A 25,163-nucleotide genomic window follows, 5' to 3' on the forward strand; every position below is an offset into this window, starting at 1 on the left:
TGGAGTTACAGCATGCCCGTTCAAGCCTTGTTCAAACCCTTTCAGCTGGGTGCCCTGGAGCTGTCGACCCGCGTGGTGATGGCGCCGATGACCCGTTCGTTTTCCCCGGGCGGGGTACCGAACTCGAAAGTCATCGAGTACTACCGTCGTCGCGCCGCGGCCGGGGTCGGCCTGATCATCACCGAAGGCACCACCGTCGGGCACAAGGCTTCCAACGGTTATCCGAACGTGCCGTGCTTTTATGGCGAAGCGGCCCTGGCCGGCTGGAAAAAAGTGGTGGACGCAGTGCACGCCGAGGGCGGCAAGATCGTTCCGCAACTGTGGCACGTGGGCAATGTGCGTCGCCTGGGCACCGAGCCGGACGCCAGCGTGCCGGGTTACGGCCCGTCGGAGAAACTCAAGGACGGCCAGGTGGTGGTCCACGGCATGACCCGGGACGACATCGGCGAAGTGATCGCCGCCTTCGCCCAGGCTGCCAAGGATGCCCAGAGCATCGGCATGGACGGCGTGGAGATCCACGGCGCCCACGGTTACCTGATCGACCAGTTCTTCTGGGCAGGCAGCAACCAGCGCACCGACGAATACGGCGGCGACCTGGCCCAGCGTTCGCGGTTTGCCGTCGAGCTGATCCAGGCGGTGCGGGCCGCGGTGGGCCCGGACTTCCCGATCATCTTCCGCTTCTCGCAGTGGAAGCAGCAGGACTACAGCGCCCGCCTGGTACAAACCCCCGAGGCACTGGGCGAGTTTCTCAAGCCGCTGGCGGACGCCGGTGTGGATATCTTCCATTGCTCGACCCGCCGCTTCTGGGAGCCGGAGTTCGAGGGTTCCGAGCTGAACCTGGCCGGCTGGACCCGCCAGCTCACCGGCAAGCCGACCATCACCGTGGGCAGCGTCGGCCTCGACGGCGAATTCCTGCAGTTCATGGTCAACACCGACAAGGTGGCGCAGCCGGCGAGCCTGGAAAAACTCCTGGAGCGCCTGAACAACGACGAATTCGACCTGGTAGCGGTAGGGCGTGCGCTGCTGGTGGACCCGGATTGGGCGCAGAAGGTGCGTGACGGTCGCGAGCAGGACATCCTGCCGTTTAGCCGTGAGGCCTTGATGACGCTGGTCTGATCCGGAAACCCCAAGCCTCATTCCTGTAGGAGCGAGGCTTGCCCGCGACGCTTTTGCCGCTAGCGCTAGGGCAACAAACGCCCCTCAGGCACCACCACTTCTTCCCGGCAGGCGCCGCGCAACTGGTTTTCGAACTGCTCGATGATCGCCGCCCAGCCCTGGCGGCTGGCATGTTGGCGGGCATTGAGGCGCACCCGGCGCAAGGTCTCGCGCTCCTCCAGCAGCCAACTGGCGGCATCGCAAAACGCACATTCGTCCCCGGGCATCGCCAGTACTCCGTTGTAGCCATGGCGAATATGCTGGGCCGCCGCGGCCTGGTCGTAAGCCACCACGGCCAGCCCCGAGGCCAGGGCCTCGAGGACCACATTGCCGAAGGTCTCGGTCAGGCTCGGGAACAGAAACAGATCCCCCGACGCATAGTGGCTGGCCAGTGCTTCGCCGCGCTGCGAGCCGCAGAACACGGCATCCGGCAATTCCTTTTCCAGTACCGCGCGTTGCGGGCCATCTCCGACCACGATCAATTTCATCGACTGCTGTGGATAAGTGACCTGGAGCTGGGCGAAGCAGCGTTTGAGCAGGCCCAGGTTCTTTTCCGGCGCCAGGCGCCCAACGTGAATCACCGCGATATCGTCGCTGCCCAGGCCCCAGCCTTGGCGCAATTCGTTGCCGCGCTTGGCCGGGTGGAACAACTGGCTGTCGACCCCGCGCGACAGCAGCGCCAGGCGTTCGAAGTTGCGCCGCTCCAGCTCCAGGCGCTGGCTGGCGCTGGGCACCAGGGTCAACTTGGAACGGTTGTGGAACCAGCGCAGGTAATGAGTCAGCAGACGCGTCAGCAGGCCCAGCCCGTACTGGCTGGAATACTGCTGGAAGTTGGTGTGGAAACCGCTGACCACGGAAATCCCCAGGCGCCGCGCCGCCCGCAGAGCGGACAGGCCCAGCGGGCCTTCGGTAGCGATGTACAGCACATCCGGGCGATGGCGTTTCCAGCGCCGCAGCAGCTTGTGCATCGACGACTGGCCCCATTGCAGCCCGGGATAACCCGGTAGCGGCCAGCCACGGCATAGCAGCAGGCCGTCGTCGCTGGCCCGGCTCTGATCGCAGCCCTGGCGCGGACGGATCAACTCCACCTGGTGGCCACGGGCGCGCAACCCGTCGCACAGGCGGCCAAGGGTATTGGCCACGCCATTGATTTCCGGTGGGAAGGTTTCGGTGATCAGGGTGATATGCAGAGCTGTCGTCATGGCCTCAGTGTCAGCTGAGGCCATGTCGTCATTGTGACGTTGCGATGATGGATTTGTGACCCGCTCAGCCTTGCTGGGTCACCAGGGTTTCCGCGCCGCGCTCACGCACCCAGAACAGCGTCGCCCCGGCCACCGCCGCCGGCATCATCAGGATGTTGACCACCGGGATCAGCAGCACCAGATAAACGATCCCGCCGAAGCTCATGCTCTGCCAGCGCTTTTCCCGCAGCCAGGCGAGCATCTCGTTCCAGCCCAGCTTGTGGTTGTCCGCCGGGTAGTCGATGTACTGGATCGCCATCATCCACACGCCGAACAGCAGCCACAGCGGCGCGGCCACCAGGTTCACCACCGGAATGAAGGACAGGATGAACAGGCCGATGGCCCGCGGCAGGAAGTAGCCCAGCTTGCGCATTTCCCGGGCCAGGGTGCGCGGGATCATGGCCAGTAGTTCGGCCCAGCTGAAGGGCGGGAAATCATCGGTGCCGCGCACCACCACTTCGACTTTCTCCGCGAGAAAGCCGTTGAACGGCGCGGCGATCACGTTGGCCAGCATGGTGAAGGTAAAAAACACCATCAGCAGCACCAGCACCACGAACAGCGGCCAGAGGATGTAGCTGAGGAAACTCAGCCAGTCCGGCAAGGAAGGCATCAGGGTGTCGACCCACAGGCTGAACTGATGGCCGGCGAAATAGATCAATCCGACGAACAGCACCAGGTTGATGGCCAGGGGCAAAAGGACGAACAGACGCAGGCCGGGGCTGAGCACCAGCTTGAGGCCTTCGCGCAGGTATTGCGGGCCGGACAGGACGGGGGCGGGCATAAAGAGCTCCGTGCAAGGGGGAAACGCGCCGACCTTACCGGCTTTGCCCTACAGGCGAAAGCGCGGTCGCAAGGTCGACATCAACTGTAACAAAGGCGCCGGTTAATACACCGATCCCGAATAGAGACCTCCTATGAGCTGGATTGTTAAACCGTATTTCCTTAATCTTCGCCCCCTCTATACGCTGCACCCATTATTTTCGGACCGGCGAACCTGAAGCCTTCCCCAAGTGCTTTCGCCGTCCTTTTTTATTCCAGCCGGCAATCCGGCGTTCCGCGCCAGTGTTCCGGGCCGGTCGATAGGAGTGAGTCATGTCTGATGTACGTCATTCGCGTGTGATTATTCTCGGTTCCGGCCCTGCCGGTTACAGCGCCGCGGTCTATGCCGCCCGCGCCAACCTGAAGCCGCTGCTGATTACCGGCATGCAGGCCGGCGGCCAGCTGACCACCACCACCGAAGTCGACAACTGGCCGGGCGACGTCCACGGCCTGACCGGCCCGGCGCTGATGGAGCGCATGCGCGAACACGCCGAGCGTTTCGAGACCGAAATCGTCTTCGACCACATCAATGCCGTGGACTTTGCCGCCAAGCCTTACACCCTGACCGGCGACAGCGCGACCTACACCTGCGACGCCCTGATCATCGCCACCGGCGCCAGCGCCCGGTACCTGGGCCTGCCTTCGGAAGAAGCGTTCATGGGCAAAGGCGTCTCGGCCTGCGCGACCTGCGACGGTTTCTTCTATCGCAACAAGCCAGTGGCCGTGGTCGGTGGCGGCAACACCGCTGTCGAAGAAGCCCTGTACCTGGCCAACATCGCCAGCAAGGTCACCCTGATCCACCGTCGCGATACCTTCCGCGCCGAGAAGATCCTGATCGACAAGCTCAATGCCCGGGTTGCCGAAGGCAAGATCGAGCTCAAGCTGAACGCCAACCTGGACGAAGTGCTGGGCGACAACATGGGTGTCACCGGTGCGCGCCTGAAGAACAACGATGGCAGCTTCGACGAAATCAAGGTCGATGGTGTGTTCATCGCCATTGGCCACACCCCGAACACCTCGCTGTTCGAAGGCCAGCTGGAGCTGAAGGACGGCTACCTGGTGGTGCAGGGCGGCCGTGAAGGCAACGCCACCGCCACCAGCGTCGAAGGCATCTTCGCCGCCGGCGACGTGGCCGACCACGTCTACCGCCAGGCCATTACCTCGGCTGGCGCCGGCTGCATGGCCGCGCTGGACACCGAGCGTTACCTGGACGGCTTGCAGAACGCTTCGTTCTGAGACCGTTGAAATGAAAAAACCGGCCCAGGCCGGTTTTTTTGTATCTGTTGTTTCTGTCGGAGCGAACGGGCGGCGATCCGGCACCCTGCGGTCTACCTGCAGCACCGCGTTGTCTGGATCGCGGGCGAGCCTCGTTCCTACAGATCAGCGGCGGGTCAGTGGCTGCTGCGCAAACTTCACGCCTGCCAGGCCATGGGCGATCAGCGCGCGGATGTTGCCGTGGTCGCTGCCTTCAGGGGTGGCCAGCACCGAGCGGTAATGCTCGCCGAACGCCAGCAGTGCTTCTTCGTCGCTCAAGCCTTCCAGCAGGGCCAGGCCCAGGGTCTTGCACGAACCTTCGTTCTGCCCGGCGGCGTTCTCCACGCCACCGTTGTTGAAGGCCTGTGGCTGGTAGTCGTAGCCGGCGGCGATAAAGGCCAGGGTGTCGGCGAAAGCATGCTCGCCGCTCTTGAGGCGGGCGCGCAGGGTGTTGAGGTCAGTCATGGGGTTTTCCTTTGGCAAACGCCGCTTGCTGCTCGGCGCTGGCTTCTTTCTGGTAGAGATTCTTCCACTCGGCGTAGGGCATGCCGTACACCACTTCACGGGCGTCATCGAGGCTGACCTCGATCTGGCGCTCGTCGGCCTCGGCCTTGTACCACTTGGACAGGCAGTTGCGGCAGAAGCCGGCAAGGTTCATCAGGTCGATGTTCTGCACGTCCTTGCGGCTGTCCAGGTGCGCGACCAGGCGGCGGAAGGCGGCGGCTTCGAGTTCCAGGCGTTGTTGCTCGGTCATGTTCGGCTCTGTGCGATCAAATGTGGCGCGGATGATATCAGCGGCTGGCCGCGAGGGTGATCGACACCGACTCGGCGAAACGCAGGGCATGGGGTTTGTCGACTTCGACCTCGGCGTACAGCACCGATTCGTTGGCCATGATCAGATCGAGGATTTCCTGGGTCAGGCGCTCGAGCAGGGCAAAGCGGTTGCCCTCCACGTGGGCGATGATCGCCTTGGTGATGGTGCGGTAGTTCAGCGCATGGTCGATGTCGTTGTCGCGCACGGCTTCCTGCGCGGCATACAGGATGGTCAGGTTGATCAGCACATCCTGCTTGTTGAGGATCTCGTCCTCGTTGATTCCGATGAAGGTCCGCAGGCACAGGTCCTTGACCCGGATGCGAGCCATTCCTGGCTGAAGTTGTGGCATTGCTACTTGCTCCGTCCGATCAATTGCAGGAATTCCTGGCGCGTGGTGCTTGAATCGCGAAAGGCGCCGAGCATCACCGAGGTGTGCATGGTCGAGTTCTGCTTCTCGACACCGCGCATCATCATGCACATGTGCCGGGCTTCGATGACCACCGCGACGCCGGCGGCCTGGGTCACCCGCTGCACCGCGTCGGCGATTTCCCGCGTGAGGTTTTCCTGGATCTGCAGGCGGCGGGCGAACATGTCGACGATCCGGGCGATCTTCGACAGGCCCAGCACCTTGCCGGTGGGAATATAAGCCACATGGGCCTTGCCGATGAAGGGCAGCAGGTGATGTTCGCACAGGGAATAGAGTTCGATGTCGGCGACTATGACCATTTCATCGTTGTCGGAGGCGAACAGCGCGCCATTGACCACCTCGTCCACCGACTGGCTGTAGCCATGACACAGGTACTGCATGGCCTTGGCCGCGCGTTGCGGGGTGTCGAGCAGGCCTTCGCGCTCGGGGTCTTCGCCGAGACCCTTGAGGATCTCGCGGTAATGCTGGGGCAGGGAAAGAGTCATGCAACGTCCTCGCGGGGGAAGCCTTACTTGAGGTGCCGCCCGCCATTGACGGTCAGGGTCGTGCCGGTGACATAAGGGTTGTCGAGCAGATAGCGCAGGCTCTGGTAGATCACTTCGCTACCGGGCTCGATGCCCAGGGCGGACTTGGCCAGGGCCTTGGCGCGGTACGCCGCGTCATCGTCGGGGTTGAACATTAACAGAGCCGGGGCGATGCCGTTGACCTTGATCGTTGGCGCATATTTCGCCGCGAAGGACAGGGTCAGGCTGTCCAGGCCGGCCTTGGTGGCGCAATAGGCGATGTGCTTGCTGCTGCCGCGGCGCGTGACGTCGTCGCCGATATGCACGATGTCGGCGGGGCTTGCGCGCAGCAGCAGGTCGGCGCAGTGCAGGTTGATCAGGTACGGCGCGAGCATGTGCACGCTGAACATGTCGGCAAAGGCCGCGCCTTCCTGGCCGGGTATTTCCTCCAGCCATTGCGAGGCGTTGTGCACGATGGCCCGCAGGCTGTCGGTGTGCTCATGCAGCTCGGCGATGAAATCCTGGATCCCGGCTTCGCTGGAGAAGTCGGCAAACAGGGCGACGGCGCCACGCTCGCGCAAGGTCTGCACGCCGGGGCGTTCGGTGCGATAGCTGACGATCACCCGGTGGCCGTCTTCCAGCAGGCGCAATGCGCAATGCAGGCCGACACGCTGGCCAGCGCCGGTGATGAGGATCGGGGCAGGGGACATAGTCATGAACGGCTCGCGTCGCGGGTAGAGCAAAACTATACCAGCGCGGTGCGCGGTTCGCCGATTCCGGCTGCGGTCGCCGGCGCGGGCCTGGCCGCGATGAACGGTAACGCGGCCTGACAGGCAGGCCGCGGCGCAGCCATCGCGGGCAGGCCTCGCTCCTACGGGGCGGTCGTCGGCAGCGGACGGGCGGTGGTGCCATTGAGCCACCCGGCCAACAGGCGGGTGGAAAGCGGAATGAACCAGTACACCATCAACGGCGTCAGGGCCAGGGTGCTGACCAGCACGCGCGGCACCAGGCTGAGGTCGGCCAGCAGCGGGTTGAGGATGAAGTTGAAAATCAGCGACACCGGGAAGAACGCCAGCCAGATGGCCACCGCCTGTTTCCAGCGCGGAGGGCGCTGGCCGGCCGTGCCGAACCAGCCATCGATGCCGCTGACGCGGTGCTCATGAGGGTGGGCGAACAGGTCGCTGCCGCGGGCCAGCCAGGCCGTGCGCGAGGCGGAGTGCTCCCAGACGTGCAGGGTCTGCTCGTCGGCGAAGCGGAAAATGATCTGGAATTCGTCATCGTCGGGCGGCGGAGCAAGCACGCCGGAGCCCAGGTAACCGGGAAAGTCGGTGGCCAGCTGTTCGCCTTCGCGCAGCCAGGCGATCAGGTCCTGGTAACGGCCATCGGCGACACGTCGGGCGACCATCAGGGTGACGGGTGAGGTAGACATTATGTATCTCCGTAAAGCCAATGCGCTGCCTGGATAAGGCTGGACGCCGGACGCAGCACCGGGGTGTTGGGCTGCGTCTTGAAAACAAGCAAGGATTATTCCTGATTGTGACAAATACACCAGAGGCAGCGGTCGATTCGTCCTGTGTTGAAGAACTGTCACCGAGGCGGAGTAGAATGGCCGCTACTTTGTCCTTCGGTGTTTTCTGCCCAGATGCCCGTCATTACTGAACTTGCCCGCCCGACACAGCCCCTCGACCCATCCTCGCAGGACGATCTGTTTCCGATTCGGGAAGTTTCACGGCTCACGGGAATCAATCCCGTGACCCTGCGGGCCTGGGAGCGCCGCTACGGGTTGATCCAGCCGACGTGCACCGAAAGTGGGCACCGCCTGTATTCCATGCACGATGTCGAGACGGTGCGCGAGATCCTCGGCTGGATCGAGCGTGGCGTCGCGGTCAGCAAGGTCGGCAAGATCCTCGCCAAGACCCGGGCCGCCCGCGAGGCGCCGCAGGCCCAGGCCAGCGAGCGCGAATCGACCGACTACCTGCAATGGCAGGGGCAGCTCAAGCGCGCGGTCGGCGGGTTCGACGAGCCGCACCTGGAGCGGCTGTACGGCCAGATATTCTCCAGCTATTCGCTGTCGGTGGTGTTCCAGGACATTCTCATGCCGTTCTGGCGGCAGCTGGCGCAGCACCAGGAGCCTTACGGCCATACCAGCGAATGGCTGTTTTTCGACCAATTCCTGCGTGCGCGGATTTCCCAGCGCCTGCTGTTGCAGCGTGGCCACCAGCCGCGCCCGGTATTGCTGGCGGCGCTTGCCGGGCAATGTCGCGAGCTGGAGCTGCTGGTGGCGGCGCTGATGCTGGGCAGTGCCGAGGTGGAAATCAGGGTGCTGGCGCTGGGGCAGCCGTTCGATGAGCTGACCCTGGTGTGCGAGAAGATCAAGCCTCGGGCGCTGGTGTTGTTTTCCAGTCACGCCCCCGCGCCGGAGCTGCCTCGACGCTTGAACCGCCTGGCGCTGACCCTGGATTGTCCACTGCTGCTGGCGGGGGATGTCGCCGAATTGGCCCAGGACAGCCTGAGCGCTTCGCCGGTGGGCTGCCTGGGCAATGAGGGGCGTTTGATGATGCAGCGCCTGCGGCAATTTCTTAGCGGCACGCTCGATACCTGAGCCTTGCCCAGGCCGCTAAAAGCGCGATTTCAGACGTGTAGGCTGGGGTGTGCCAGGCGGTGCTGCTGCAGGATGAACTGGCGCAGGCGCTCGGTTTCATCCTTGTCGCTCTGGCTCAGCTGATAGGCATAGAAGCCGGCTTCGGTCTGGCGTTCGAGCCGGCCGCGCAGGGCAATGCGCTCATAGCCCGAGGGGCTGAACCACTGGGCGAACTGCTTCGGCGGTTTGGTCCGGTTGCGAATCTCCAGCAACACCCCGCTGAACGACACTTCATGCACCCAATACGCGGTGGGCTGGCCCCTGGCATTCTCCAGCGCCACCGGCTCGTCCAGCGTCAGGCGCCATGGGCGGACCATCGGCCCGTCCTCGAAGATGCTCGGCACGCCCAGGCGCAGGTGCAGGGCATGGAATTCGTCTTCCACCAGGTGCAGGGGAAAGGTCATCTGCTGGTTTTCAAAATGCGCCTGGATGGTCACCTGCTCGTTGGCCGCCAGGCGGGTGAGCAGGTCGCGGATCTGCGAGCCCCCGTTGACCAGCAGGCTCGAGTTCGCATCCCGCACGTTGAGTTGCGGGTTGTGCTGCATGGTCTGAATGAAGTCCAGTTCATCCTGGGTGAGGAGAGCGTCACGGCGCATGATGGAGCTCGAGAAAGTTACGGAATCATTGGTGATTAAGTGTACTGACAACTAATTCGACATCTTGTTAGAGCCGCTCGTCGCCTGGAAAACGGCGAGTTCCGCGCGGGCTTCGGCCAACTCCTTTTCCACCTGCGCCAGCCGTTGCTGGACCTTGACCTGGGTGGTCACGTCTTTCTGCACACCGACGAAATAGGTCAGCTGGTCGCTTTCGTTGAACACCGGGGTGATCGACAGCTCATTCCAGAAGGGGCTGCCGTCCTTGCGGTAGTTGCGCAACACCTGGCGGCAGGGCTGGCCGCTATCCAAGGCCTGGCGAATCAGCGCGATTGCCGGCTGGTCGCGGTCGCCGGACTGGAGAAAGCGGCAATCCTGGTAAAGCACCTCGTCGGCGCTGTAGCCGGTGAGCCGTTCGAATGCCGGGTTGACGTAAATGATGATGTTGTCTTCGCCTTCCTGTTCGGCGACGACTATCCCGTCGTTGGAGGCGTTGATCACCAGTTGCAGCAGGTGGGCGTTGATCATCGGAGGCTTCCGCAGTCGATCGGCAAGTGGCGGCAATTCTAAGACATGGCGCGAAGCTGTCCACTGGCCATTATTGGTAAATCGCGCGTCAAGGCTGGATTTTTTGGTGCAGCTGTTAATATCCCACTCTTTTACTCAGCTTCAGGAACAGATTGATGAAAGTCGCCATCCTTTCCGGCTCGGTGTACGGCACGGCTGAAGAAGTCGCCCGGCACGCCGCCAAGCTCCTCAATGCCGCAGGTTTCGAGACCTGGCACAACCCGCACGCGACCCTGGCGGACCTCCAGGCATTCGGCCCCGAGGCCTTCCTGGCCGTGACCTCGACCACCGGCATGGGTGAGCTGCCGGACAACCTGCTGCCGCTGTATTCGGCCATTCGCGATCAACTGCCGGCGGCCTGGCGCGGTCTGCCGGGCGCGGTGCTCGGCCTGGGCGATTCGAGCTATGGCGACACTTTCTGTGGCGGTGGCGAGCAGATGCGCGAGCTGTTCGCCGAGCTGGGCGTGCGTGAAGTGCTGGCAATGCTGCGCCTGGACGCCAGCGAAAGCGTGACCCCGGAAACCGACGCCGAGCCTTGGCTGGCCGAGTTGATCAGCGCTCTGCGCGGCTGACCGGGCGCTCGCGCAGAAGCGTAAGCCAGGCTTGCGCGGCCTTGGACAGATAGGCGCCCTGACGCCAGATGAAAGCGATGTCCCAGCGCAGGTAGCCGGGCGCTTTCAGCGTCAGGCGCACCACGCCGGGCCGCACCAGGCCGCGCGCCACCACGCTGGGCAACAGCACCACGCCCTGGCCGGCGGCCACCAGCGCGGCAAGAAAGTCCGCCTGGCCGCTGCGCCCACCTTCCTTCGGGGTGAACCCCACCTGCTGACAGGCCTGCAACAACCGGTCGTTGAGCACAAAGCTGCGTTGATAGAGCAGGAACGGCGTGTCCGCCAACTCTTCGAGGCGCACCTGGGCCTTGGCGGCCAACGGATGATCGGCCGGTAGCAAGGCATCCAGCGGTTCGTCGCAAAAGGGCTGGTAGGCGAATGCCGGGTCTTTGGGCGTCAGGCTGCCGCCGATCTCCAGCTCACCGTTGAGCACCGCTTGTTCGATGTTCAGGCTGCCGCCTTCGAGCAGTTGCACGCTGATGTTCGGATAACGCCGGCGGTACTCGGCGAACAGGCCGGCGAACAGCGCGTCGCTACCCAGCAGGGGCAGGCCCAGGCGCAACTCGCCGCGGGCCAGTTGGCTCAGGTCGTCGAGCTCGCTGAGCAGCTCGTTGCGCAGGCGCAGCATGCCTTCGGCACGTTGCAGCACCACGCTGCCGGCGGCGGTGAGGTGAATGTGCGAACCCTGGCGATCCAGCAGCGGGGTACCCAGGCTCTGCTCCAGCTGGGCGATCTGCTTGCTGACCGCCGACTGGCTGATGTGCAGGGTCTTGGCGGCCTGGGTGAAACCGCCCTGGTGAATCACTTCGACAAAACTGCGCAGCTGTTTGAAGTCCATGGGGAGTCCGTGCGAAATTCCAATTTGGAATGGCTTCAAGTCTAACAATTCGCTTCGGTGATGGCAGGCCCTTGCATAAAATGCAGGCCTGCGAGGACTGAATCCATGAACGCTTCCACCTTTAAACACCTGGCGCGCCTGTTATCCGAACTGGCGGTGTTGCTGGCCATCTATCTGTTCGGCTGCCAGCTGGCCGGATGGCTGGCCTGGCCGATTCCAGGCGGGGTGATCGGGCTGGCCCTGCTGTTGCTGGCATTCGCCCTGGGCTGGGTCAAGCCGGCGGCGTTGCAGTTGGGCGCGGGCCTGCTGATGGCCGAGATGCTGCTGTTCTTCATTCCGGCGCTGATGAGCCTGCTCGATTACGGCGGCCTGCTGCGCCAGGACGGCTGGCGCATCCTCCTGGTGATTGGCGTCAGTACGCTGATGGTGATGCTGGTCACCGCGTTCACCGTGGAATGGGTGTGCCGCTGGAGAATGCGCCATGACGCTTGAGCCCATGCCGATGTTCTGGCTGCTGCTGACCCTTGCCGCCTATCTGTTCAGCCGCTGGATCTATCGGCGCACCGGGCGCTACCTGCTGTCGCCGCTGATTTTGGTGCCGGCGCTGCTGCTGGCGATCGCCGTGCCGCTGCACACCGCCTATGCCGAATATGCCGCCAACACCCATTGGTTGATGCTGGTGCTGGGGCCGGTCACCGTGGCCTTCGCGGTGCCGATCTGGCAGCAGCGGCACCTGTTGATGCGCCATTGGTCGGCATTGCTGTTGGGCATGCTGGCGGGCAGCGCGGCGTCGATTGCCAGCTCCTTTGGGCTGGCCCGGTTGCTGGCCCTGGACAGCTCGGTGACCCTGTCGCTGGTGCCGCGTTCGATCACCACCCCCTTTGCCATGCCGCTGGCCCATGACCTGGGCGGCGTGCCGGAATTGACGGCGGTGTTCGTGATGTTCACCGGGGTGTTCGGCGCCATGCTCGGCGGTGTCCTGCTCAAGTGGCTGCCACTGCGCAGCGCCCTGGCCCGTGGGGCTCTGTTCGGGGTGGGGGCCCACGGCGCCGGGGTCAGCCGCGCCCATGAAGTCGGTGGCGAAGAGGGCTCCGTGGCGGGGCTGGTGATGGTCCTGACGGGCCTGCTGAACCTGTTCGCCGCTCCTTTATTGGCGTCGTTGCTTTGACGATCGGGGAGGCGATTGCAACTAAACCGACCACTGACCCGTTCGGTCAGTAAGCTGGCTGCCAATGCAACTACCCGATCCCTGACGGCTGACTAGACTGACTCCACGTCTGAAAAAATAATAAAAACTGCCGTCACTGAGGTCCTTGCCGTGAGCCTATCCTCCGTTCAGTCGACATCGAGTGTGAAAGACCAGGTCAGCGCCGCCGAATGGCAGGCCCGCGTCGATCTGGCCGCCTGCTACCGCCTGGTGGCGATGCATGGCTGGGACGATTTGATCTTCACCCACATCTCCGCCAAGGTTCCTGGCACCGAAGATTTCCTGATCAACCCGTTCGGCCTGATGTTCCATGAGATCACCGCTTCGAGTCTGGTGAAGGTCGATCAGGCCGGCAACAAGCTGATGGACAGCCCCTACGAGATCAACCCGGCCGGCTACACCATCCACAGCGCCGTGCATGAGGTGCGGCACGATGTGGCGTGCGTGCTGCACACCCATACCGCGGCCGGGGTCGCGGTGTCCGCCCAGCAGCAAGGGGTGTTGCCCATCAGCCAGCAGTCGCTGTTCGTGCTGTCGAGCCTGGCCTATCACGCCTATGAAGGCGTGGCCCTGAACCACGAGGAAAAGGCCCGGCTGCAGGCCGACCTGGGGGACTGCAATTTCCTCATGTTGCACAACCACGGCCTGCTGACCTGTGGCGGCACCATCGCCGATACCTTCCTGATGATGTTCACCTTCCAGCGCGCCTGCGAGATCCAGGTGCTGGCGCAGAACGGTGCGGCGCAGCTGATCGCCATCGAACCGCAGATCCTGGCCGGGGCCCAGGCGATGATCGCCGGGGTCACCAAAAGCGCTCAAGGCATGGGCGGCGCGCTGGCATGGCCGGCCCTGCTGCGCAAACTCGATAAACAAGACGCGGGTTATAAAATCTGATGCCTATGGCCGAGATTCCTCTGTGCGTGTGGCGCAAGCGCGGACATGACTTCGTGTTTCGCGGCCACACCATTCGCTACTGGACCGCAGGGCAGGGCGAGCCGCTGCTGCTGATCCATGGTTTTCCCACCGCCGCCTGGGACTGGCATTACCTGTGGCAGCCCCTGGCCCAGCGTTATCGCGTGATCGCCTGCGACATGCTGGGGTTTGGCGATTCGGCCAAGCCGCGGGGCCACGAATACAGCCTGCTGGAGCAGGCCGATCTGCAGCAGGCCTTGCTCGAGCACCTGGGGGTCGATGGCCCCGTGCATCTGCTGGCCCACGACTATGGCGACAGCGTCGCCCAGGAAATGCTCGCCCGACACTACGAAGAGCGTTGCAACATGGCTAGCTGTGTGTTCCTCAACGGCGGCCTGTTCCCGGAAACCCATCGCCCAGTGCTGACGCAGAAGCTGCTGCTCAGTCCGCTGGGCTGGATGCTCGGTCGTGTCTTCAGCCGTGAGGGCCTGGCCAAGAGTTTCAGCCAGATTTTCGGCCCGCAGACCCGGCCCAGCGAAAGCGTGCTGGATGACTTCTGGAGCCTGGTGGAGGCCAATAACGGCCCGCGGATCCTCCACAAGCTGATCGCCTACATTCCCGAGCGCCGCGTGCAGCGCGATCGCTGGGTGGCGGCAATGCAGCGCGGCGAGGTGCCGCTGCGGGTGATCGATGGCGCCGTGGACCCGATTTCCGGGGCGCACATGGTCGAGCGTTACTGCGAACTGATCCCCGCCTCGGATACCGTGCTGCTGCCCGGTATCGGCCACTACCCGCAGACCGAGGCCCCGGTCCAGGTGCTCAAGCACTACCTGGCCTTTCGCGAAAGCCTGGAGTTTCCACCGCGAAAGCTGGCCTGCTCCTGAGATAAAACCCGCGTTGCCCGCGGCTATTGCAGTGCTGCGGCCCCTGGCTTGTGTAGCTGGGTACGCCTGCGCCCGGCGTCATCGCCGCCGCTTGATCATCCCCCTGCCTTATTGCGCACCATTCAGCCCCTGCCGTGTTTATTGTGACCGCCAGCCGCGTGCCTGACACTCCAAGCCATTGTCCGTCTGTTGTCCATCTGGCCTGTGGGAGTTCGGTATGAGTGAGTCTGTGCGCTTCGAGAATAAAGTCGTGATCGTCACCGGTGCCGGCGGTGGCCTGGGGCAGGCCCATGCGTTGCTGTTTGCCAGGCACGGCGCGAAAGTCCTGGTCAACGACCTGGGCGGCTCGACCCAGGGCGAAGGCGCCAATGCCTCGGCGGCGGACCGGGTGGTGGCGCAGATTCGCGAAGCCGGCGGTATCGCCGAGGCCAACCACGATTCGGTGACCGACGGCGACAAGATCGTGCAGCACGCCCTGGATGCCTTCGGCCGGGTGGATGTGGTGGTGAACAACGCCGGCATCCTGCGCGACAAGACGTTCCACAAGATGGAAGACGCCGATTGGGACCTGGTGTACCGCGTCCATGTCGAAGGCGCCTACAAGGTGACCCGCGCCGCCTGGCCGCACATGCGCGAGCAGGGTTATGGCCGGGTGATCTTCACCGCGTCCACTTCGGGCATCTACGGCAATTTCGGCCAGTCCAACTACGGCATGGCCAAGCTCGGCCTCTACGGCCTGACCCGCACCCTGGCCATCGAAGGCCGCAAGAACAACATCCTGGTCAATGCCATTGCGCCGACCGGCGGCACGCGCATGACCGAAGGGCTGATCCCGCCCCAGGTGTTCGAGCAGCTCAAGCCGGAGCTGGTCAGCCCGCTGGTGGTGTACCTGGGCAGCGAGAACTGCCAGGAGACCTCCGGCCTGTTCGAAGTCGGCGGCGGCTGGATGGGCAAGGTGCGCTGGGAGCGCAGCCTGGGCCTGGGCTTCGACCCGCGCGAAGGGTTCTCCCCGGAAGACGTTGCCGCCCATTGGCAGCAGATCTGCGACTTCGAAGGCGCGGCGCATCCCAAGGACAACATCGAAGCCTTGAAAGAGATGATGCAGAACCTGCAGAAATACACGATCTGAAGGATCCCCCCGGCGCATTTCACGCCCCCCTGCAGCCGCGCCCCGCGCGGCTGTACGCCTTATGCGTTGCTCACTATGCTCGTCGAACATCGACCGCATAAGGACCGCAGCCCATGTACGAATCCAGGACCCAGCCGCTGTTATCGCGCCTGCTGTTTCTGCGCCGCTTGTTTCTGCACATCCTCGCCACCCTGGGCCTGATCGGCGTCTCGCTGATGCTGGGGATGGCCGGGCATTGGTATTTCGAGCCGGATATCAGCGGGTACGACACCCTGTTCAACGCCGCCATGGTCCTGGGCGGCATCGGGCCGGCGGTCATGCCCGCCACGGCGGGGGGCAAGCTGTTCTTCGCCAGCTACGGCCTCTATACCAACCTGGTGTTCGTCGCCGCCTTCGGCCTGATCCTGGCGCCGGTGGCCCATCGTCTGTTGCATCGCTTCCACTGCGAGCCCGACGAGCCCAAAGGCTGAAAGGCTCCTGCGGCAAAACGGCGGGCATAAAAAAGGCCGCTGCAAGGCAGCGGCCGAAGGAAGACGTTAGATCAAGGAGCAACAAATCAACGTCAGTGAACACCCGGTGAAGATCTGAAATCGTTGCTTCAAACCTTCTGAATCCTCTTGCCCCAAGGTGGCGTGACCACACCCCTGGGCGACTCTGCGTGGCTGTTTGCCGTGAGAGCGGGGCCAGAATAAGGGCTGGCCGGGCAATGAAAAATAGCGATTCGGGACAAGGACTGTTACAGCATGGGCAACAGTGGTGCGCGCCGCCCCGGCGTGCCCCGCAAGGGCGCAATCCATCTACCTGATACCCGCCCATCCAGCCCGTCGATGCAGCGCGCAAAGGCCCGGCCGAAGGGGGCATTCATCCTTTCGAGCGACAACGCGAATACCTCCTTGGTGCGCTTATCGCTCCTGTGCGCCGGCAGTAGGGTGAGGCCTTCTGTCACTCACCGGGGAAGACGCATGACAAAAACAACAATGCGCGCCATCTTCAAACCGCGGACGCTGGCCGTCGCGGTGGCCTTGGGCTGCTGCGCCCAGGCGCAGGCCGTCTCATTCAACATCGGCGAGATCGAGGGGCAGTTCGATTCTTCGCTGTCCATCGGTGCCAGCTGGGGCATGCGCGATGCCGACAAGGACCTGGTGGGTGTCGCCAACGGCGGGCGCGGGCAGTCTTCCACCGGCGACGACGGGCGCCTGAACTTCAAGAAGGGCGAGACCTTCTCGAAGATCTTCAAGGGCATCCACGACCTTGAACTGAAGTACGGCGACACCGGCGTCTTCGTCCGTGGCAAATACTGGTACGACTTCGAACTCAAGGACGAAGACCGCGAGTTCAAGCCCATCAGCGACCACAACCGCAAGGAAGGCGCCAAGTCGTCCGGCGGGCAGATCCTCGACGCCTTCGTCTATCACAACTATTCCATCGCCGATCTGCCCGGCACCGTGCGCGCCGGCAAGCAGGTGGTGAGCTGGGGCGAAAGTACCTTCATCGGCAACTCGATCAACAGCATCAACCCGATCGACGTCTCGGCGTTCCGCCGCCCGGGTGCCGAGATCAAGGAAGGCCTGATCCCGGTGAACATGCTGTTCGCTTCCCAGGGCCTGACCGACCAGTTGACCGTGGAAGGTTTCTATCAGCTGGAGTGGGACCAGACCGTCGTCGACAACTGCGGCACGTTCTTTGGCAACGACGTGGTGGCGGACGGTTGCACCAGCGGCTACACCGTCGGCAGCCCGGCGATCCGGCCGCTGCAACCGATTGCCGCGGCGTTCGGCCAGGGCTTCACCGTGGCTCCCGAAGGCGTGGTGATCGGCCGCGCCGGCGACCGCGATGCCCGCGATTCCGGGCAGTGGGGCACCGCCCTGCGCTGGCTGGGCGACGACACCGAATACGGGCTGTATTTCATGAACTACCACGCCCGCACCCCGACGGTCGGCACCATCACCGCGCCAAGCAGCACGCTGGCGAGCATTCCCGGGATCGTCGGCACCGCCAACCGCATCGCCCCGGGCAGCGGCTCGGCGCTGGCCCAGAGCGTGATGCTCGGTCGCGGCCAGTACTACCTCGAATACCCGGAAGACATCCGCCTGTATGGCGCCAGCTTTTCCACCACGCTGCCCACCGGCACGGCCTGGACCGGCGAGATCAGCTACCGGCCTAACGCTCCGGTGCAGGTCAACACCAACGACCTGACCCTGGCCCTGGTCAACCCGATCGCCGGCGGCCTGGCGTCGCCGGTGCGGACTTCGGCGGGCGCCGACAACACCGGTTACCGGCGCAAGGAAATCACCCAGCTGCAAAGCACCCTGACGCAGTTCTTCGATCAGGTGCTGGGCGCCGACCGCCTGACCCTGGTGGGCGAGGCGGCGATCGTTCACGTCGGTGGCCTGGAGTCGAAAAGCGAGCTGCGCTACGGCCGCGATTCGGTCTACGGCCAGTACGGTTTTGGCGGCGATACCGACGGCTTCGTCACGGCCACCTCCTGGGGTTATCGCGCGCGGGCGATCCTCGACTACAACAACGTGATCGGCGGGATCAACCTCAAGCCCAACCTGTCCTGGTCCCACGACGTCAACGGCTACGGGCCCAACGGCCTGTTCAACGAAGGCGCCAAGGCGGTGAGCCTGGGGGTCGATGCCGACTACCGCAACACCTACACCGCCAGCCTCAGCTACACCGACTTTTTCGGCGGCGACTACAACACCCTCGAAGACCGCGACTTCCTCGCGTTGAGCTTCGGCGTGAACTTCTGATCAGGCCTCGACAGGATGGACAACCCTATGCGCAAGACGATTTTGCAATGCAGTGCCCTGGCCCTGACCCTGCTGGCGGTCAACGTGATGGCGGCGGTGACCCCGCAGGAAGCGGAGCAGCTCGGCACCAGCCTGACCCCGCTTGGCGCCCAGAAGGCCGGCAATGCCGACGGTTCGATTCCGGCCTGGACCGGTGGTATCGGCAAGAACGCCGGGGCGGTGGATGCCAAGGGCTTTCTCGCCGACCCGTTCGCCAGTGAGAAGCCGCTGTTCACCATCACCGCGGCCAACGTCGACAAATACAAGGACAAGCTGTCCGACGGCCAGGTGGCGATGTTCAAGCGCTATCCGGAAACCTACAAGATCCCGGTCTACCCGAGCCATCGCACGGTCGGCCTGCCGGCGGACATCTACGCGTCGGCCAAGCGCAGCGCGCTGAACGTCACCTCGATCAACGAGGGCAACGGCCTGGCCAATTTCACCGGCAACCGCTACTACGCCTTCCCGATTCCGAAGAACGGCGTGGAAGTGCTGTGGAACCACACCACCCGTTATCGCGGCGGCAACCTGCGGCGCATCATCACCCAGGCCACGCCGCAGACCAACGGCAGCTACACGCCGATCCGCTTCGAGGAAGAAGTGGCGGTGCCGCAGCAGATCCCCGACCTGGACCCGGAAAAAGGCGCCAACGTGCTGACCTTCTTCAAGCAGGCGGTGACCGCCCCGGCGCGCCTGGCCGGTAACGTGCTGCTGGTGCACGAAACCCTCGACCAGGTGAAGGAGCCGCGCCTGGCGTGGATCTACAACGCCGGCCAGCGCCGGGTGCGCCGCGCCCCGCAAGTGGCCTACGACGGGCCGGGCACCGCCGCCGACGGCCTGCGCACCTCGGACAACTTCGACATGTTCTCCGGCGCGCCGGACCGCTACGACTGGAAGCTGGTGGGCAAGAAGGAGATGTACATCCCCTACAACAGCTACAAGCTGGATTCGCCGAGCCTCAAGTACGACGACATCATCAAGGCCGGGCATATCAACCAGGACCTGACCCGCTACGAGCTGCACCGGGTCTGGGAAGTGGTCGGCACGGTCAAGCCCAGCGAGCGGCATATCTACGCCAAGCGCCACATGTACATCGACGAGGACAGCTGGCAGGTGGCGCTGGTCGACCATTACGACGGTCGCGGCCAGCTGTGGCGGGTGGCCGAGGGGCACGCGCAGTTCTACTACAACCATCAGGTGCCGGCCTACACCCTCGAAGCGCTGTACGACATCATCGCCGGGCGCTACCTCGCCCTGGGGATGAAGAACGAAGAGAAGCACAGCTTCGAGTTCGGTTTTGCCGCCAAGGCCGCCGACTACACCCCGGCCGCCCTGCGCGCGAGTGGCGTACGTTAAGGCTGCGAAGACCAACGATGGCAAAAGGCGACCGACCGGTCGCCTTTTTTATGGGCGCGGATCAGCCTGCTGAATACTTCTCAACAAGCAGGGTCGACAAGGCTAGGGTGGGGGCACGCAGGCTAAAACTATAAAAAGGCACGCCGCAATGACCGCCATGACCCCCTGTCCTGGATTCCTGCCCCGTTTGTCGTCCCATCACCTGTCCCGCAGCCGTTTGAGTGCCCCGCTCCTGGCATCGCCCGCCCGGGTGAAACTGCTCTGTGCGCCCGCCGGCAGCGGCAAGACGGCCTTGCTCGCCGAATGCCTGTTGCAGGCGCCGTCCGGGTGCCGGGTGTGCTGGTTGCCCCTGGCCGGGGCAGCGCGGACACCGCTGCAACTGTGTGGCGAACTGGCGCGGGCCCTGGGCCTGGAAGCCTCGGACGAGGCGGCCGTGCTGGACCATCTGGCGCAGGTGCGGGCGCCGACCTGGCTGTTCCTCGACGATTACTGCCGGGTCGCCGCGCCGCAGCTGGACCTGCTGCTCGACCGCTTGCTGGCGATCAGCAACCCGGCGTTGACCTGGTGGCTGGGCGGCCGCCGCCGGCCGCAATGCAACTGGCCGCGGCTGCTGCTCGACGACCAGCTCTACGAATGCACGGGCCCGGAGCTGGCCTTCACCCAGGCGGACATCGAGCAGTTGCTGCAACAACTGCCGCAGCCCTTGTCGATCCACACCGCCAGCCGGATTTTCCAGCGCAGTGCCGGCTGGTGCGCCGGGGTGCGCATCGCCCTGCTCGAAGGCAGCGACCTGACGGCCGTGCCATGCCGGCAGGGGCGGCCCAACACTTTGCTGGAATACCTGGAGCATGAGCTGTTCAGCGTGTTGCCGGCGGAGCTGTCCGAGGTCTGGCATGTGCTGGCGCACCTGCCGCGCTTCAATGCGCCGCTGTGCGAGCACCTGTTCGGCGCCGGGGAGGGCGCCCAATACCTGCGGACATTGCAGGAGCTGGGCTGCTTCATCGAACCCTGGGACGCATCGCCGGAGTGGCTGCAAGTGTTCGCGCCCCTGGCCCGGCTGATGCGCGACGAACCCTGGCCGGCGGGGCGCTCCTGGCATCGCCGCGCCTGCCAGTGGTTTACCGCCCAGGAAGACTGGCAGGCGGCGTTCGAGCAGGCCTTGCTGGCGCAGGAATACGAAGTCGCGGCCAGCCTGTTGCAGCACTTCAGTTTCGAGCAGCTGTTCGAGCAGCAGAACGTGGTGTTGCTGCTGCGTCTCTATGAACAGCAGGGCGATGAGCTGCTGCTCGGCAGCCCGCAGCTGGTGGGCCTGTTGACGGCGGCCTTGCTGTTCGCCGGGCGTTTCGACCCGGCGCAATCCTGCGTGGCGCAGATGGCCCGTTTCACGCCGCAGCCGTCGGCTTCCGGGCAGCGCCAGCTGGTGGCGCGCTGGCAGGCGCAGCAGGGCTGGCTGCTGCATTTGCAAGGGCTGATGGAACCGGCGCGAAGGCATTTTCTCGAGGCGCTGACCGAGCTCTCCGCCAGTGCCTGGCCGACCCGTCTGCTGTGCCTTTCGGGCCTGACCCAGCAAGCCTTGCTCAGGGGCGAGTTGGAGCTGGCGCAAGTGCTCAGCCGCGAGGCGCTGTGCCTGGCTCGGGCCCAGCATTCATTGGTGTTCGAAGCGCTGCTGGAACTGGACCACGCGCAGTTGCTGGAGCAGCGAGGGGCGCCCCACCGAGCGCAGAGCTTGCTGGACGATGTGCAGCGCTTGTTGAGCCGCCAGGCTTACCGGGTCGGTCCGCTGCTCGGACGTATCGCCTTGCGCCAAGGACGCCTGGCCCTGCGCCTGGGGCAGGCGGAACAGGCTGCCGAGCATTTTCGGGTCGGCCTCGAGCTGTGCCTGCTTAGTCACGACAAGCGCGCCTTGTACGGGTTTCTCGGGCAGGCGTTTCTGGCCGCCAACCAGGGCGACTACGCCCACGCGTTTGTACGCCTGCGCGATGCCGAGCGGCTGATGCAGCAACGGCAGATCCCGGAGACCGTGTACCGCGGCGTGTTGCTGCAGGTCAGCAGCCTGTTCTGGTTGCAGCAGGGGCGGCCGGAACTGGCCCATGAAGCCTTGAGGCGGTTGCTGCGTCATTTTCGCGGGCCGCAGGCGCGCCAGGCACCACCGGCGACCCTCGAGCTGATCCCGCGTGTCGAATACCTGCTGGTGCTGGCCGAGGTGTATCTGCAACGCGCCGAGGCACCGGTGACAAACTTGCAGCGCCTGCTCGAACAGGCCCGGCAACGGGGCATGTTGTGCCTGCAGACCGAGTTGCACCTGGCGCTGGCCGAGGTTGCCTATCTGCAAGGGGACCGGGCGTTGTCCGCCAGTGCGCTGCAGGATGGCCTGGAGCTGGGGGCGCGCTGCCACCTGCAACAAGCGCTGCATGAGCTGCGCCTGCGCCAGCCGCGGATGTTCGACGCCCAGCCGCTGGCGGAGGCCGAACCACCGATGTCGCCCCCGGCGGACGGCCAAAGTCCGCTGAGCCAGCGGGAACGGGAAGTGCTGCGATTGATTGCCCTGGGCAGCTCCAACCAGCAGATCGCCGAGCAGCTGTTCATTTCCCTGCACACCGTGAAAACCCACGCGCGGCGCATTCACAGCAAACTCGGAGTGGAACGCCGCACCCAGGCCGTCGCCAAAGCCAAGGCGCTGGGATTGATGTAGTGGTCGGACAGATATCAGGGCCGCCAACCTGACAACGCGGCCTCCCGCCAAACCGCGCGGCCCGCTTTGACGACGGCTACGCCGCCGATCGCAGCCTCCGGCAGCGGCTACAGGATTGTGTAGCCGCTGGCGCAGCCTGCGATCGGTCGCGCAGCGGCCGTAAACCCTGGCGACGCGGTCCCTCATCAAATGGCGTGGGTCTTTTTACGACGGCTACGCCACCGATCGCAGCCTCCGGCAGCGCTACAGGCCTTGTAGCCGCTGGCGCAGCCTGCGATCGGTCGCGCAGCGGCCGTAAACCCTGGCGACGCGGTCCCTCATCAAATGGCGTGGGTCTTCTGACGACGGCTACGCCACCGATCGCAGCCTTCGCCAGCGCTACAGGCCTTGTAGCCGCTGGCGCAGCCTGCGATCGGTCGCGTAGCGGCCGTAAACCTGACGATTGGATGGACCCGCGTCTAGGGTTGGTAACCCATGCGCCAGCTCACCGCCTGGGACGCCGCCAGCAGACGTTGCGCCGCGGGGCCGTTTTCGTCGGCGTGGAACAGCGAGGTCGGGCCGACCACTGTCAGCACGGCGGCGATCTTGCCGGTGGCGTCGAACACTGGCGCCGACAAGGCATCCACCCCGGGCATCAACAGGCCATGCACATGATGCAGGCCGCGCTGGCGAATCTGTTCGCACAGGCCGGCATAGGCCTGGTCGTCCGCCAGCGCATGGGGCGCGTGGGCCTTGAGTTCCTGCTCGCGCAAATCGACGGTTTCACGGCTCGGCAAATAGGCCCCGAACACCAGCCCGGTGGACGAGCTGAGCAGCGGCAGCACCGAGCCCAGTTGCGTGACCACCGTCACCGCGCGCACGGCCGGCTCGATATGCACCACGGTCGCGCCCTGGTTGCCCCATACCGCGAGAAAGCAGGTCTCGTTCAATTCATCGCGCAGCTCGGCCAGGGGCAGGGCGGCGACCTTCAACACGTCCATGCTGCCCAGCGCCGCCATGCCCACCCGCAAGGCCTCGCGGCCCAGGCCATAGTGGTTGGTGGCGGTGTTCTGTTCGGCGAAACCACTGGCGATCAGCGCCTGCAGATATCGGTGGACCTTGCTTGCCGGCATCTGCACATGTTCGGCCAGGCGCGATAGCGAGGTGGCTGGCGACAGCTCGGCCAGCGCCTTGAGGATGTCGGTGCCGACCTCGGCCGAGCGGACTTTCTGTTTACCGTTGCTGTCGCTGGTGCTGCGCGGCTTTTCCATGGAGGCGGTGTGATCCCGGGACGAATGGGCGTCTTTATAGCTTGACGGTCAATACCAATCAAATTACGTTATACGTAATTGGATTACGATAAAAATAACGCAGGCGTGCCCAGAGCTCTTCCCAATGGAGTCGCAGGCCGCTGCCAACTCCACTTCCAGGAGGCTCCATGAACCTCGATTCCACGGCGTCCGGGCTTGCGTACCAGTCGGGCTTCGGCAACCAGTTTTCCAGCGAGGCCCTGCCAGGCGCCTTGCCCATCGGCCAGAACTCCCCGCAAAAAGCCCCTTACGGCCTCTACACCGAACTCTTTTCCGGCACCGCCTTCACCATGGTTCGCAGCGAAGCGCGGCGCACCTGGATGTACCGCATCCAGCCATCGGCCAACCACCCGGCGTTCGTCAAGCTGGGCCGCCAGTTGGCGGGGGGGCCGCTGGGCGAGATCACGCCCAACCGCTTGCGCTGGAACCCGCTGGATATCCCCAGCGAGCCGACCGATTTCATCGACGGCCTGGTGAACATGGCCGCCAATTCGGCTGCGCAGAAACCCGCCGGGATCAGCATCTACACCTATCGCGCCAACCGCTCCATGGAGCGGGTGTTCTTCAATGCCGACGGCGAGTTGCTGCTGGTGCCCGAGCTGGGCCGGCTGCGCATCGCCACCGAGCTTGGGGTGCTGGAGGTCGAGCCGCTGGAGATCGCGGTGTTGCCTCGCGGCCTGAAATTCCGCGTCGAGCTGCTGGACCCGCAGGCCCGCGGCTACATTGCCGAAAACCACGGCGCGCCCCTGCGCCTGCCCGACCTGGGGCCGATCGGCAGCAACGGCCTGGCCAACCCGCGGGACTTCCTGACCCCGGTCGCCCACTACGAAGACCTCAAGCAGCCCACCACCCTGGTGCAGAAGTTCCTCGGCGAGCTGTGGGGCTGCGAACTGGATCATTCGCCGCTGAACGTGGTGGCCTGGCACGGCAACAACGTGCCGTACAAATATGACCTGCGCCGCTTCAACACCATCGGCACCGTCAGCTTCGATCACCCGGACCCGTCGATCTTCACCGTGCTGACCTCGCCCACCAGCGTGCACGGCCTGGCCAACCTCGACTTCGTGATCTTCCCGCCGCGCTGGATGGTGGCCGAGAACACCTTCCGTCCGCCGTGGTTCCACCGCAACCTGATGAACGAATACATGGGCCTGATCCAGGGCGCCTACGATGCCAAGGCCGAAGGTTTCGTGCCCGGCGGCGCTTCGTTGCACAGCTGCATGAGCGCCCATGGCCCGGATGGCGAAAGCTGCACCAAGGCCATCAACGCCGAGCTGCAACCGACGAAGATCGACAACACCATGGCCTTCATGTTCGAGACCAGCCAGGTGCTGCGCCCGAGCCAGTTCGCCCTGGAATGCCCGCAATTGCAGAACGACTATGACGCTTGCTGGGCCTCGCTGCCCGCCACCTTCAACCCGAACCGGAGATAACCC

Annotated in this window: 26 protein-coding genes; 14 read left to right on the forward strand and 12 right to left on the reverse strand. The window is 64.4% G+C overall.

What is annotated here, in order from left to right; all coding sequences use genetic code 11:
* The first annotated feature begins 12 nt into the window (after positions 1–12).
* Positions 13–1,116, forward strand: a complete 1,104-nt coding sequence (locus BLV20_RS18760; protein WP_092303956.1) for an NADH:flavin oxidoreductase — start codon at positions 13–15, stop codon at positions 1,114–1,116.
* A 65-nt stretch (positions 1,117–1,181) separates the two neighbouring features.
* Here BLV20_RS18760 and BLV20_RS18765 read toward each other — a convergent pair whose 3' ends face one another.
* Together BLV20_RS18765 and cysZ are read right to left on the reverse strand one after the other, a co-directional pair.
* Complete coding sequence (locus BLV20_RS18765; protein WP_092303959.1) at positions 1,182–2,381, reverse strand: glycosyltransferase family 4 protein; 1,200 nt, start codon at positions 2,379–2,381, stop codon at positions 1,182–1,184.
* Between the two features lie 40 nt (positions 2,382–2,421).
* Positions 2,422–3,177 carry a sulfate transporter CysZ gene (gene cysZ, locus BLV20_RS18770; RefSeq protein WP_092303961.1) on the reverse strand — a complete coding sequence of 252 codons (756 nt, stop codon included), beginning with the start codon at positions 3,175–3,177 and terminating at the stop codon, positions 2,422–2,424.
* Between the two features lie 311 nt (positions 3,178–3,488).
* Here cysZ and trxB point away from each other — a divergent pair, with 311 nt between their 5' ends.
* On the forward strand, positions 3,489–4,451 hold the full coding sequence (gene trxB / locus BLV20_RS18780; protein WP_092303963.1) for a thioredoxin-disulfide reductase: 963 nt from the start codon (positions 3,489–3,491) through the stop codon (positions 4,449–4,451).
* A gap of 144 nt (positions 4,452–4,595) precedes the next feature.
* Here trxB and BLV20_RS18785 read toward each other — a convergent pair whose 3' ends face one another.
* The 6 genes from BLV20_RS18785 to BLV20_RS18810 all read right to left on the reverse strand — a co-directional run bounded on the left by BLV20_RS18785 (position 4,596) and on the right by BLV20_RS18810 (position 7,642).
* A complete protein-coding gene (locus BLV20_RS18785) occupies positions 4,596–4,934 on the reverse strand; it encodes a HopJ type III effector protein (RefSeq protein WP_092303965.1) in 339 nt (112 codons plus the stop codon).
* Entirely contained in the window at positions 4,927–5,223 is a 297-nt protein-coding gene (locus BLV20_RS18790; RefSeq protein ID WP_007929830.1) for a DUF1244 domain-containing protein, read from the reverse strand. The genes BLV20_RS18785 and BLV20_RS18790 overlap by 8 nt, the downstream gene beginning before the upstream one ends.
* 37 nt (positions 5,224–5,260) lie before the next feature.
* Positions 5,261–5,632 carry a dihydroneopterin triphosphate 2'-epimerase gene (gene folX / locus BLV20_RS18795; protein ID WP_007929829.1) on the reverse strand — a complete coding sequence of 124 codons (372 nt, stop codon included), beginning with the start codon at positions 5,630–5,632 and terminating at the stop codon, positions 5,261–5,263.
* Between the two features lie 2 nt (positions 5,633–5,634).
* Positions 5,635–6,195 carry a GTP cyclohydrolase I FolE gene (gene folE, locus BLV20_RS18800; protein WP_092303967.1) on the reverse strand — a complete coding sequence of 187 codons (561 nt, stop codon included), beginning with the start codon at positions 6,193–6,195 and terminating at the stop codon, positions 5,635–5,637.
* 23 nt (positions 6,196–6,218) lie between these two features.
* On the reverse strand, positions 6,219–6,929 hold the full coding sequence (gene folM, locus BLV20_RS18805) for a dihydromonapterin reductase (protein ID WP_092303969.1): 711 nt from the start codon (positions 6,927–6,929) through the stop codon (positions 6,219–6,221).
* A gap of 155 nt (positions 6,930–7,084) precedes the next feature.
* On the reverse strand, positions 7,085–7,642 hold the full coding sequence (locus BLV20_RS18810) for an antibiotic biosynthesis monooxygenase (RefSeq protein WP_092303971.1): 558 nt from the start codon (positions 7,640–7,642) through the stop codon (positions 7,085–7,087).
* Between the two features lie 213 nt (positions 7,643–7,855).
* Here BLV20_RS18810 and BLV20_RS18815 point away from each other — a divergent pair, with 213 nt between their 5' ends.
* Positions 7,856–8,815, forward strand: a complete 960-nt coding sequence (locus tag BLV20_RS18815; RefSeq protein ID WP_092303973.1) for a MerR family transcriptional regulator — start codon at positions 7,856–7,858, stop codon at positions 8,813–8,815.
* Positions 8,816–8,844: 29 nt separating this feature from the next.
* Here BLV20_RS18815 and BLV20_RS18820 read toward each other — a convergent pair whose 3' ends face one another.
* Together BLV20_RS18820 and BLV20_RS18825 are read right to left on the reverse strand one after the other, a co-directional pair.
* The gene (locus tag BLV20_RS18820; RefSeq protein ID WP_092303975.1) at positions 8,845–9,450 is read right to left on the reverse strand and encodes a hypothetical protein; all 606 of its coding nucleotides are present in this window, start codon (positions 9,448–9,450) and stop codon (positions 8,845–8,847) included.
* Positions 9,451–9,501: 51 nt separating this feature from the next.
* Positions 9,502–9,975 (reverse strand): PAS domain-containing protein, encoded by a 474-nt coding sequence (locus tag BLV20_RS18825; RefSeq protein WP_092303977.1) that lies wholly within the window; start codon positions 9,973–9,975, stop codon positions 9,502–9,504.
* Between the two features lie 155 nt (positions 9,976–10,130).
* Between BLV20_RS18825 and BLV20_RS18830 the strand changes: the two genes are divergently transcribed.
* A complete protein-coding gene (locus tag BLV20_RS18830) occupies positions 10,131–10,586 on the forward strand; it encodes a flavodoxin (RefSeq protein WP_092303979.1) in 456 nt (151 codons plus the stop codon).
* Here the strand turns inward: BLV20_RS18830 and BLV20_RS18835 are convergent.
* Positions 10,567–11,463, reverse strand: coding sequence for a LysR family transcriptional regulator (locus BLV20_RS18835; RefSeq protein WP_092303981.1), 897 nt, complete (start codon positions 11,461–11,463; stop codon positions 10,567–10,569). The genes BLV20_RS18830 and BLV20_RS18835 overlap by 20 nt on opposite strands.
* 105 nt (positions 11,464–11,568) lie before the next feature.
* On the opposite strand from BLV20_RS18835, the gene BLV20_RS18840 reads away from it, so the two are divergent.
* The 9 genes from BLV20_RS18840 to BLV20_RS18880 all read left to right on the forward strand — a co-directional run bounded on the left by BLV20_RS18840 (position 11,569) and on the right by BLV20_RS18880 (position 22,438).
* Entirely contained in the window at positions 11,569–11,955 is a 387-nt protein-coding gene (locus BLV20_RS18840; protein WP_092303983.1) for a CidA/LrgA family protein, read from the forward strand.
* Complete coding sequence (locus BLV20_RS18845) at positions 11,945–12,631, forward strand: LrgB family protein (RefSeq protein ID WP_092303984.1); 687 nt, start codon at positions 11,945–11,947, stop codon at positions 12,629–12,631. Before BLV20_RS18840 ends, BLV20_RS18845 begins: the two co-directional genes overlap by 11 nt.
* A gap of 150 nt (positions 12,632–12,781) precedes the next feature.
* On the forward strand, positions 12,782–13,564 hold the full coding sequence (locus tag BLV20_RS18850) for a class II aldolase/adducin family protein (protein ID WP_092303986.1): 783 nt from the start codon (positions 12,782–12,784) through the stop codon (positions 13,562–13,564).
* Positions 13,564–14,466, forward strand: a complete 903-nt coding sequence (locus BLV20_RS18855) for an alpha/beta fold hydrolase (RefSeq protein WP_092303988.1) — start codon at positions 13,564–13,566, stop codon at positions 14,464–14,466. Before BLV20_RS18850 ends, BLV20_RS18855 begins: the two co-directional genes overlap by 1 nt.
* Positions 14,467–14,683: 217 nt before the next feature.
* Positions 14,684–15,595 (forward strand): SDR family oxidoreductase, encoded by a 912-nt coding sequence (locus BLV20_RS18860; RefSeq protein WP_092303990.1) that lies wholly within the window; start codon positions 14,684–14,686, stop codon positions 15,593–15,595.
* Positions 15,596–15,708: 113 nt separating this feature from the next.
* Positions 15,709–16,065, forward strand: a complete 357-nt coding sequence (locus BLV20_RS18865; protein ID WP_092303992.1) for a hypothetical protein — start codon at positions 15,709–15,711, stop codon at positions 16,063–16,065.
* Between the two features lie 492 nt (positions 16,066–16,557).
* Complete coding sequence (locus BLV20_RS18870) at positions 16,558–18,351, forward strand: DUF1302 domain-containing protein (RefSeq protein ID WP_092303994.1); 1,794 nt, start codon at positions 16,558–16,560, stop codon at positions 18,349–18,351.
* Between the two features lie 27 nt (positions 18,352–18,378).
* Positions 18,379–19,746, forward strand: coding sequence for a DUF1329 domain-containing protein (locus BLV20_RS18875; protein WP_092303996.1), 1,368 nt, complete (start codon positions 18,379–18,381; stop codon positions 19,744–19,746).
* Positions 19,747–19,894: 148 nt separating this feature from the next.
* Positions 19,895–22,438 (forward strand): LuxR C-terminal-related transcriptional regulator, encoded by a 2,544-nt coding sequence (locus tag BLV20_RS18880; protein ID WP_092303998.1) that lies wholly within the window; start codon positions 19,895–19,897, stop codon positions 22,436–22,438.
* A gap of 458 nt (positions 22,439–22,896) precedes the next feature.
* Here BLV20_RS18880 and BLV20_RS18885 read toward each other — a convergent pair whose 3' ends face one another.
* Positions 22,897–23,688, reverse strand: coding sequence for an IclR family transcriptional regulator (locus BLV20_RS18885; protein WP_092304000.1), 792 nt, complete (start codon positions 23,686–23,688; stop codon positions 22,897–22,899).
* 167 nt (positions 23,689–23,855) lie between these two features.
* Between BLV20_RS18885 and hmgA the strand changes: the two genes are divergently transcribed.
* Positions 23,856–25,160, forward strand: coding sequence for a homogentisate 1,2-dioxygenase (hmgA, locus tag BLV20_RS18890; RefSeq protein WP_092304002.1), 1,305 nt, complete (start codon positions 23,856–23,858; stop codon positions 25,158–25,160).
* Positions 25,161–25,163: the final 3 nt, after the last annotated feature.

The organism is Pseudomonas sp. NFIX28 (assembly GCF_900107395.1).
Taxonomy (GTDB): Bacteria; Pseudomonadota; Gammaproteobacteria; order Pseudomonadales; family Pseudomonadaceae; genus Aquipseudomonas.